Source organism: Sphingobium sp. MK2, from assembly GCF_040170545.1.
Taxonomy (GTDB): Bacteria; Pseudomonadota; Alphaproteobacteria; order Sphingomonadales; family Sphingomonadaceae; genus Sphingobium.
Genome location: NZ_JAZDXA010000086.1, coordinates 1 through 2,898 on the forward strand (window position 1 = coordinate 1; position 2,898 = coordinate 2,898).

General features: G+C 61.8%; 3 protein-coding genes and 1 pseudogene. All 4 read left to right on the plus strand.

Features of this window, described 5'->3' with window-relative positions:
- Positions 1–160: 160 nt before the first annotated feature.
- Positions 161–1,369: pseudogene (gene istA, locus V2I08_RS20240) on the plus strand (IS21 family transposase); the annotation flags it as partial.
- Positions 1,370–1,380: 11 nt separating this feature from the next.
- Positions 1,381–2,121: an IS21-like element helper ATPase IstB gene (gene istB / locus V2I08_RS20245; protein WP_349636552.1), complete on the plus strand. Its 741-nt coding sequence runs from the start codon at positions 1,381–1,383 to the stop codon at positions 2,119–2,121.
- 206 nt (positions 2,122–2,327) lie between these two features.
- The gene (locus V2I08_RS20250; RefSeq protein WP_349636553.1) at positions 2,328–2,621 is read left to right on the plus strand and encodes a helix-turn-helix domain-containing protein; all 294 of its coding nucleotides are present in this window, start codon (positions 2,328–2,330) and stop codon (positions 2,619–2,621) included.
- Between the two features lie 52 nt (positions 2,622–2,673).
- Positions 2,674–2,838 carry a transposase gene (locus V2I08_RS20255; RefSeq protein WP_349636554.1) on the plus strand — a complete coding sequence of 55 codons (165 nt, stop codon included), beginning with the start codon at positions 2,674–2,676 and terminating at the stop codon, positions 2,836–2,838.
- Positions 2,839–2,898 lie beyond the last annotated feature (60 nt).

The following is a 2,898-nucleotide window of genomic DNA, read 5'->3' on the forward strand; positions in this document are numbered from 1 at the left end:
GTCCTAATTCCACTATCCTGGCACATCTCAGTGCCGTCTGGGGAGGGCGGCAACCACCCCATCTCGTTTGACTGCTCACTGTCCATGCCCCCGCCTCCTTAAAGGCTGCGAGCTTTCCTATTTCGGTGATGCCGACAAGGTCACGTTCCGTCGGCGCTTACGATACAGCCGTTTTTGCGAGCTCTACAGGAGCTGGGAAGCCAGGCTGCCGGTCACCATGCGGCAGACACATCTGGGCGGCGACCGGATGTTCGTCGACTATGCCGGGGACACGGTGCCCGTGGTGGTCGACAGGCTGAGGGGTGAAATCCGCGAGGCACATATCTTCGTGGCCGTCATGGGCGCCTCCAGCCTGTCCTTTGCCTGCGCGAGCTGGACCGAGACGCTGCCGGACTGGGTAGACGCGCATGTCCGCGCCTTTGATTATTTTGGCGGTTCCGCCAGACTGCTTGTCCCCGACAACGCCAAGGTCGCGGTCATCAAAGCCTGTCTTTACGACCCCCAGGTCAATCGGACTTACGCCGATCTGGCGGCGCATTACGGCACCGGAGTCCTCGCAGCCCGGCCGTATCGCCCTCGGGATAAAGCTAAAGTCGAAAATTGCGTGGGATTTGTCGAGCGCTGGCTGCTCGGCCGCTTGCGTCACCGGGTCTGGCACAGCCTGGGCGAGCTCAATGCCGCGATCGTCGATCTGCTTAAGCGGCTCAACGACGAGCGGGTGATGCGCCGGTTCGGGCAGACGCGACGCCAACTCTTCGAAGACATCGACGCACCGCTGCTCAAGCCGTTACCAGCAGAGCCCTATGTCCTGGCGCAGTGGCGCCGTGCGCGCGTCGGCCTCGATTATCATGTCGAAGTCGAAAAGCATTTTTACTCAGTGCCCTATCGCCACGCGCGCGCCGCGGTCGAAGTGCGGGTGACGGCGCGGACCGTTGAGATCTTCGCCAAGGGCGAACGCATTGCTGCCCACATGCGTGGTTCGGGCAATGGCCGGCATACCACTATCAACGATCATATGCCCTCGAGCCATCGTCGCTACGCCGACTGGACGATCGAGCGCATTGTCGCGGAAGCCGGGAATCTGGGACCATCGGTACAGTTACTGTGCGAGATGATCCTGCACGACCGTCCTCATCCCGAGCAGGGCTATCGCTCGTGCCTGGGCATCTTGCGCCTGGCGCGGCCTTATGGCGCGGCGCGGCTCGACGCCGCGGCATTGCGGGCGCTTGAGATCGGCGCGCGCAATTATGGGTCGGTCAAATCCATTCTGGAAAAGAAGCTAGACGGGCAGCCGTTGCGTGCGCCGCAAAGCGCCGGCGAGGGCGCAATCGATCACTCGAATATCCGCGGATCAACCTATTACCACTGAAGGAGACAGCTGTGCTCACCCATCCTACCCTTGATCAACTCAACACGCTGGGCCTGTACGGCATGGCCAAGGCGTTTAGCGAACTCGACAAACATGGTGACAGCGCGACGCTGAACCATGCCGAATGGCTTGGCTTGCTGCTCGATCGGGAAATGACGCATCGCCATGACAAGCGCCTCATTGCCCGTCTTCGCCATGCCAGGCTGCGCCACCAGGCGACGCCAGAAGACGTCGACTATCGGAACCCGCGCGGCCTGGATCGGCGCCTTCTCCAAACCCTGTTCCAAGGCGACTGGATCGATGCCCACGACAATCTGGCGCTGTGCGGTCCCACCGGCATCGGCAAGAGTTGGTTGGCCTGCGCCATCGGACACAAGGCTTGCCGGGACAACCGCTCGGTCCTCTACGCCCGCTTCCCTCGCCTGTTGGAGGATCTTGCGCTGGCGCGCGGTGACGGGCGCATCGCCCGCAAGCTTAAAAGCCTGGGCCAGGTCGAACTGCTGATCCTGGACGACTGGGGTCTTCAGCCCCTCGATGCCCAGGCTCGCCACGATCTGCTCGAGATCCTCGAAGATCGCTATGGCCGCCGCTCCACCATCGTGACCAGCCAACTTCCAGTATCTGCCTGGCATCACGCCATCGGTGACAATACCTACGCCGATGCCATCCTGGACCGCCTCGTTCACAATGCCCATCGTATCGAACTTGAAGGGGAGTCCATGCGGCGCGCTCAGCCAACACTCCCGGCTTGACCGCTACACCCAAAAAATGCCAACCCATCGACGTCGACCAAACGCCCCTCAGGTGGGCGAGATCATCCCGGAACAACGGGCGAGATCATATCGGTACAGACGGGCGGCATCATCGGAATCCGCAGGCGGCGGCGATTGGTGTTCGAACTGACTACACATCAGCGGATTTGCGTATCGTTGCCCGACCATGCGGTGATGGGGACCATGTGCGTCGTCTATTGGCGGTGGCACTGATCCTGGACGGCGGAAGCCGTAGCGCGGCAGCGAAAGTTGCCGGGGTGACGCTGCAAATCGTGCGTGACTGGGTTTTGCGGTTCAATGAGTGCGGCCCTGATGGCCTGGCAACGCGCAAGGCCCCCGGGCGGGCGTCGATCTTGAACGACGAGCAGCGCGCCAAGCTTGCCGAAATGGTTGAGACCGGGCCAATCCCGGCGGCGCATGGTGTCGTGCGCTGGCGACTGTGCGATCGTATCCATCCGGCGGCGCCCGCCTTGTCGTGAGGTAGTGGACTGCTCTTAAGAATGCTCTCGAGAGTAGGCTTAGGAGCGGTTCATGGGGCAGATAACGGTAATGACCGGGCCGGAACGGCGGCGGCGTTGGAGCGACGAGGAACGGCTGCAGATTTTGTCAGAAGCCTTTGCGCCTGGGGCCAGCGTTTTGGCTGTGGCACAGCGGCACGACATTTCCACGGCGCGGATTTATACCATCCGTCCGTGATGCTGACACACGTGGGGGATTCCCAAAGCGGCGAAACTATGAATCTATGTCTTCGGGTTG

Bases quoted from the DNA above. Each gene is read 5' to 3' on its own strand.
- V2I08_RS20255 (WP_349636554.1), top strand. From the start codon at position 2,674: ATGGGGCAGATAACGGTAATGACCGGGCCGGAACGGCGGCGGCGTTGG.